Consider the following 6,000-nt stretch of genomic DNA (forward strand, 5'->3'; position numbering starts at 1 on the left):
TTAACTCGCTCTTTTTCTTTTTAGAAGAACATATATAGTAAGAAAACCGCTTTTTATATGATGTTTGCAATAAAAACCGACGTCGTTTTAACTCCATACAGGATGCTTAAAGAAGCATATGTCTTGATAGAGAAGGAGAAAATAGTTGGGTTTTCTAGGTATAGGCCTGAGGGTTTAAGCGAGGTACGCAGGTACGATGACTGTATCTTAGCTCCCGGCTTAGTGGACATACATGTTCACGGTGGCTTCGGCATAGACCTAACGTATTCAACCACTAAGGAAATCCTTGATTTCTCCAGAAAGCTGCTTATGACTGGCGTAACATCTTATGTGCCGTCTACGGTTACCGACTCCACCGATAGAATAGAGAATGCTCTCAGAAATATTCATGAAGCATCAGGTTTTCATAGCGGTTCGAGGATTTTGGGGGTTCATTTAGAGGGCCCGTATCTTAACCCGGAGAGAAGTGGGGCGCAGTCTAAGGAGCATATCCGTAAGCCTTCTCTAGAAGAGTTTGAAAGGTTTTATGATGCGAGCGGAAAGCTCGTAAAGAGAGTAACTGTTGCTCCTGAAGTTGATAATGGAATAGACTTTATTAGAGCGGTCATAGAAAAGTTTGGGGTTAAAGTCTCACTTGGGCATACTGACGCAACCTATGAGCAGACATTAGGCGCGATTAAGGCTGGTGCAAACATTATAACGCATCTATTTAACGGTATGCGGGGTTATCATCACCGCGAACCGGGAATAATAGGCGCAGCATTAACCACGGATGTCTACGCTGAAATAATAGTTGACTTTGTTCACCTGCATCCGGCAACAGTAGCCCTCACGATAAGATGTAAGAGTCCAAGCAGAACCATTCTAGTGAGCGATGCTACGCCTGGGGCAGGTTTGCCGAACGGCGTATATATGCTTGGGCCCAGTAAAGTTATAATAAGGGATGGTGTGGCGAGAACCGAGGAAGGCGTTTTAGCTGGGAGCACTTTGATGCTAATGAACGCTGTACGAAACGTCGTGAAGATGGGGTTACCTTTAAATGATGCTTTTAGAATGGCTACTTCTACGCCATGCGATGCTATGGGCATTAAAGGTGTGGGTAGAATCGCTAGGGGTTGTAGGGCAGACCTGCTGATACTGAATAAGCAGCTGGAAATCGAAGAAATATATTTTAATGGAGAAATATATGAGAGCGATTAAAGAGTATCATTTAACTCCGAGCAACTTAATGGACTAATTTTTCGCCCACCACCTTTCGAAAGACGGATATCTTTTCGCGCTTTGTTAAAAGGTCTGAGGCTTAGCTTCTAGATAATAGGTTGAATGCCTTGTCTATCGATTCGGCGACCCTATAGAGATTTTCGAAGATTCGATTTATATCACGATGCGCCTCTTCAATCGTTGTCTTCAGGCTCCTACCCCTCAACTTGTATGTTCCCTCATGATATATTACAAGCCCGCTTCTAATCATCTTGTTTAAGTGATGCACCATTGTTCCCCTAGTTAAGTATAGCCTTTCAGCGAGCTCATCGCTCGTAAGCCCTTTATTTTCTCGCGCGGCTTCAAGCAATAATCTCAGTATCCGAAATGCCGTTTTCTTTTTATCCCTGTGCTCTAAGAAGCCTAAACTCCTACATAACCACTCTAGATCTCTTTCCGGATCTATTTTTGGTAGCGGGCGTATAGCCAGTATTTTATATTCTGCAAGGGCAGATTCCTCTAGTGACATGTTAACTATTTTCTCCTCTAAATTAATTTTAAGTCTTCTTGTTTACAATTTTTAGTTTTAGTAAAACTTATATTTTTCGACCTTAGTTAATAAATACAAGATCTACTAGGTATAAAGGGGGAAACATGTATGGCGTATCTGGCTCAAACAGCGTCCGGTCAGCCGGTCTTAATATTGAAGGAGGGCACAGCAAGAAGTCGCGGAAGAGAGGCTCAACGAAACAACATTATGGCTGCTAGGGTTATTGCGGAAGCCGTTAGAACAACGTTGGGTCCACGCGGCATGGATAAGATGCTTGTTGACAGCCTAGGAGACATAACGATAACGAATGATGGTGCGGCTATCCTAAAAGAGATTGAGGTTGAGCATCCAGCCGCCAAGATGATGGTTGAGGTTGCTAAGGCTCAGGACGACATGGTTGGTGACGGAACAACAACAGTTGTTGTTCTTGCCGGCGAGCTCCTTAAGAAGGCCGAAGAGCTCCTCGACCAGAACATTCATCCCACAGTTGTTGTCAGCGGCTATCGAAAAGCGGCTCAAAAAGCTGTAGAAGTTCTCGACAAGATAAGCAAGACTGTTGATGTAGACGATAAGGAGACATTAAAGAAAGTTGCTTTAACATCCATGGGTAGTAAAGCTGTTGGGACAGCGAGAGATCGCCTTGCCGACATAGCAATTGAAGCCGTTAAGCAGATAGCTGAGAAAAGAGACGAAGGCTGGGTTGCAGACATCGATAATATCCAGATAATAAAGAAGGAAGGCAAAAGCCTACATGACACGGAGCTTGTCAAGGGTATAATCCTTGATAAGGAGGTTGTTCACGCTGGCATGCCTAAACGCGTCGAGAAGGCTAGGATAGCCCTACTCAACTGCCCGCTTGAAATCGAGAAGACCGAGTTTAGCGCTGAGATTAGAATAAGAGACCCGTTACAGATGAAGGCTTTCCTAGATAAGGAGACGCAGATGCTTAAGGAGATGGTTGACAAGATCAAGAAGGCTGGAGCGAACGTGGTTATATGCCAGAAGGGCATAGACGATATGGCTCAGCACTTCCTAGCTAAAGAGGGCATACTGGCAGTTAGAAGGGCTAAAGAATCCGATATGGAGAAGCTGGCTAAGGCTACTGGCGGACGCGTAGTCACGAACCTGGAGGACCTTAAGCCAGAAGACCTCGGGTACGCTGAGCTGGTTGAGGAGCGTAAGATAGGCGAGGACAAGATGGTTTTCGTCGAGGGCTGTAAGGATCCGCGCTCAGTATCAATACTTATACGCGCTGGCTTAGAGCGTATGGTTGATGAAGCCGAACGGGCAATGCATGACGCGCTCTCAGTTGTATCCGACGTAATAGAGAAGAATAAGATTGTTCCAGGCGGAGGCGCGGCGGAGGCTGAGGTTGCTAAGGAGCTGCGCAAGTATGCGGCCCAGATCGGGGGCAGGGAGCAGCTGGCCATAGAGGCCTTTGCCGAAGCATTAGAGATAATTCCGAAGACTCTAGCTGAGAATGCTGGCCTAGAGCCGATTGATGTGATGGTTGAGCTAAGAGCTGCCCATGAAAAGATAGATGGATATGCTTACGGCGTGGACGTGTTCAGCGGTAAGGTTGTAAATATGTATGAGAAGGGCGTCATAGAGCCGCTCGTAGTTAAAGAGCAGGCGATCAAATCTGCGGCTGAAGCCGCCTCGATGATACTTAGGATAGACGACGTGATTGCTGCCGCTAAGCCTAAGGAAGAGGAGAAAGGCAAAGGCGCTGAGAAGAGAGAAGAGGAAGAGGAGAGTAAAACCTCGGAGTTTGACTAGAATTCCCTAAATTTTTGGCTTCATAACTTCCCTCAATTTTTAGTTTTTATAGGTGTCGTATATGGCTGACATACATGAGATACCTACTGGGCTCCAGCGTTTTGAGAGGATAGGTGCCCATACCCACATTAAAGGTTTAGGTTTAGATGAAAATCTTCGGGCTGTCAAAATTAAAGACGGTATGGTTGGGCAGGAAAAAGCCCGTGAGGCCGCTGGCCTAATAGTTCAGATGATTAAGGAGGGTAAACTGAGCGGTAGAACAATTATTTTAGCAGGGCCTCCGGGAACGGGGAAAACAGCTATAGCTATGGCTATAGCGAAGGAGCTTGGGCCGAATGTCCCATTTATACAGATGAGCGGCAGCGAAATATATAGTAGCGAGAGGAAGAAAACTGAGGTTTTAATTGAAGCTATGCGTAAAGCCATAGGGGTCGAGATACATGAGATGCGTAAAGTCTATGAGGGCGAAATAACAAGCCTAGAGATCAGAACGGCACCGCACCCGTACAATCCATATCAGAGGGTTCCAGAGAGCGTGCAATTAACTCTAAAAACGACGAAGGAGGAGAAAACCATTGAAGCTGGCGCGTCCATAGCGCAGCAAATAATTGCGCAGGGCATAACTGAAGGCTGCGTAATACAAATTGACGCTGAAACAGGCAGAGTTGTAAACCTAGGTTTAAGCATGGAGAGCAGTAAGGGTAAGATTTACGAGGTTGATACGCGTGAAAAAGTTCCTAGACCTACTGGTCCAGTTTTAAAGGAAAAAGAGTTTGTTTACTCCTTAACATTAGATGACCTAGATAAGATGCATGCTAGAAGCAAAAGCGGCAGCTTCTTTTCATTACTCTTCGGTTTTAGCGAAAGTAGAGAGATGGATAGTGAAGTTAGAGCCTCAGTTGATGAGATGGTTAAGAAAATGGTTGATGAGGGCAGAGCATTCATACACCCAGGCGTGCTCTTCATAGACGACAGCCATCTACTGGACTTGGAAGCCTTCAGCTTTCTTGGAAGAGCCCTAGAGAGCGAGCTAGTTCCAATAATAATACTTGCCACGAACCGCGGTATAACAACGATACGTGGAACAGACGTTAAAAGCCCAATGGGCTTCCCCCTAGACCTCTTGGATAGGGCGGTCATAATAGCGACGCACGAGTATAGCGCAGAAGACATAAAAGAGATATTGAAGATCAGAGCCAACGAAGAGAAGATAAAAGTGGAGGAAGCGGCCCTTGAAAGGCTGACCGAGATAGGGTCTGCCTCATCACTTAGATACGCTGTTCAACTCTTAAGTCTAGCGGCTCAAAATGCTAGGTGCATGAAACGTGACTTCGTCACGCTTGAGGACGTTGAAAGAGTACAACTACTATTTATGGATGTTAATCAGGCTGTGGATCACCTCAAAAAATATGAGGCAAAGATGCTGTACTACTAGACCCATAAACTCTATCTTTTATCCATCGAAAATAGGCTTCGTCATAATCACTGCTTGTAAGAATATAGTTTCTAATGTAATCCGCATGTAGATTTGCGAGAGTAATGATTCTTTCATCGCCTATATCTGATCCCTTTCTAAGCATAACGGCGGTTTCACGGATCAGGGTTTCAAGTGGCGTAAAATAATATGGAAGCAATAGGTAGCGTAAAGAGGCGCTTATGCCAGCGTCCCTCAACCTTTTTAAAAGGTTTTTCCCCGAAAAATCCGAGATTATTATGGTGGATTTTCCCCTAAGATTCTCTTCATGATAAATCCTAAGTATGTATTCCGCCGCCTCATCTATATATGATGCGCTCTCGCTTATAGAGTCATATATTGTTTCTCTCCATTCTTTGACGTCAACTTTACCCGTGGAATTAATCCTAAGAGTTAGCAGGGCTATTTTCTCAGCCCTCTTAATAAGCGAGTCTTCAGAGCGCGGGCTTCTATAACAGAAAATCTTCACGCATGGGCTTCTGATTTTTAGACCCCCTAAAGCTGAAAGTATGGGCTTAAGTTGATGCTCCCATGAAGATATAGGTTCGCGTAGAATATTCAGCCTCCTCGCCTCATCAATAAAATGCTCGTATGGGGCCCCCAGCGCCAAATCCTCAACTAAATCATTTAATTCGCGCCGTATATCCAGAAAAAGAGCCTCGTATTTAGAGTTTTTAAGGATGTGTGCAGCCCTCTCAGAGGCTACCCTAAGATTGTCGGGCAAAATCCATATCTCAATTTTGCCTTGAACCATCATAATGAACATAAAATCAAAAAAGATTTATTGGAAATATTGGTTTCTAATTAAAAAATAGGCTTTTGGTTAAAGAGGTTTTCTAGTCAAATTCTTTGCTCTCGGTCTCTTTAGACTCCTTAGGTGTTTTCGGCATCTTTGTTTTCCCTGCGGCTATTACATCGTCTATCTTCAGTATCATTGTCGCGGCCTCTACAGCCGACTTAATTATCTGCCTTTTGACGGCGAGCGGCTCATAAACAT

General features: G+C 44.7%; 5 protein-coding genes. 3 read left to right on the top strand and 2 right to left on the bottom strand.

Going from position 1 to position 6,000, the window contains the following annotated elements:
• Window positions 1-57: 57 nt before the first annotated feature.
• On the top strand, window positions 58-1,200 hold the full coding sequence (gene nagA / locus QXR61_05910) for an N-acetylglucosamine-6-phosphate deacetylase (GenBank protein ID MEM3757477.1): 1,143 nt from the start codon (window positions 58-60) through the stop codon (window positions 1,198-1,200).
• Between the two features lie 100 nt (window positions 1,201-1,300).
• Here nagA and QXR61_05915 read toward each other — a convergent pair whose 3' ends face one another.
• The gene (locus QXR61_05915) at window positions 1,301-1,729 is read right to left on the bottom strand and encodes a helix-turn-helix domain-containing protein (GenBank protein MEM3757478.1); all 429 of its coding nucleotides are present in this window, start codon (window positions 1,727-1,729) and stop codon (window positions 1,301-1,303) included.
• A gap of 129 nt (window positions 1,730-1,858) precedes the next feature.
• On the opposite strand from QXR61_05915, the gene thsB reads away from it, so the two are divergent.
• Together thsB and QXR61_05925 are read left to right on the top strand one after the other, a co-directional pair.
• Complete coding sequence (thsB, locus tag QXR61_05920; GenBank protein MEM3757479.1) at window positions 1,859-3,529, top strand: thermosome subunit beta; 1,671 nt, start codon at window positions 1,859-1,861, stop codon at window positions 3,527-3,529.
• 61 nt (window positions 3,530-3,590) lie between these two features.
• Window positions 3,591-4,964: a RuvB-like domain-containing protein gene (locus tag QXR61_05925; protein MEM3757480.1), complete on the top strand. Its 1,374-nt coding sequence runs from the start codon at window positions 3,591-3,593 to the stop codon at window positions 4,962-4,964.
• Here QXR61_05925 and QXR61_05930 read toward each other — a convergent pair.
• Window positions 4,930-5,760 carry a hypothetical protein gene (locus QXR61_05930; protein MEM3757481.1) on the bottom strand — a complete coding sequence of 277 codons (831 nt, stop codon included), beginning with the start codon at window positions 5,758-5,760 and terminating at the stop codon, window positions 4,930-4,932. The genes QXR61_05925 and QXR61_05930 overlap by 35 nt on opposite strands.
• Window positions 5,761-6,000 lie beyond the last annotated feature (240 nt).

Source organism: Candidatus Bathyarchaeia archaeon, from assembly GCA_038882715.1.
Classification (GTDB): Archaea; Thermoproteota; Bathyarchaeia; order Bathyarchaeales; family DTEX01; genus DTEX01.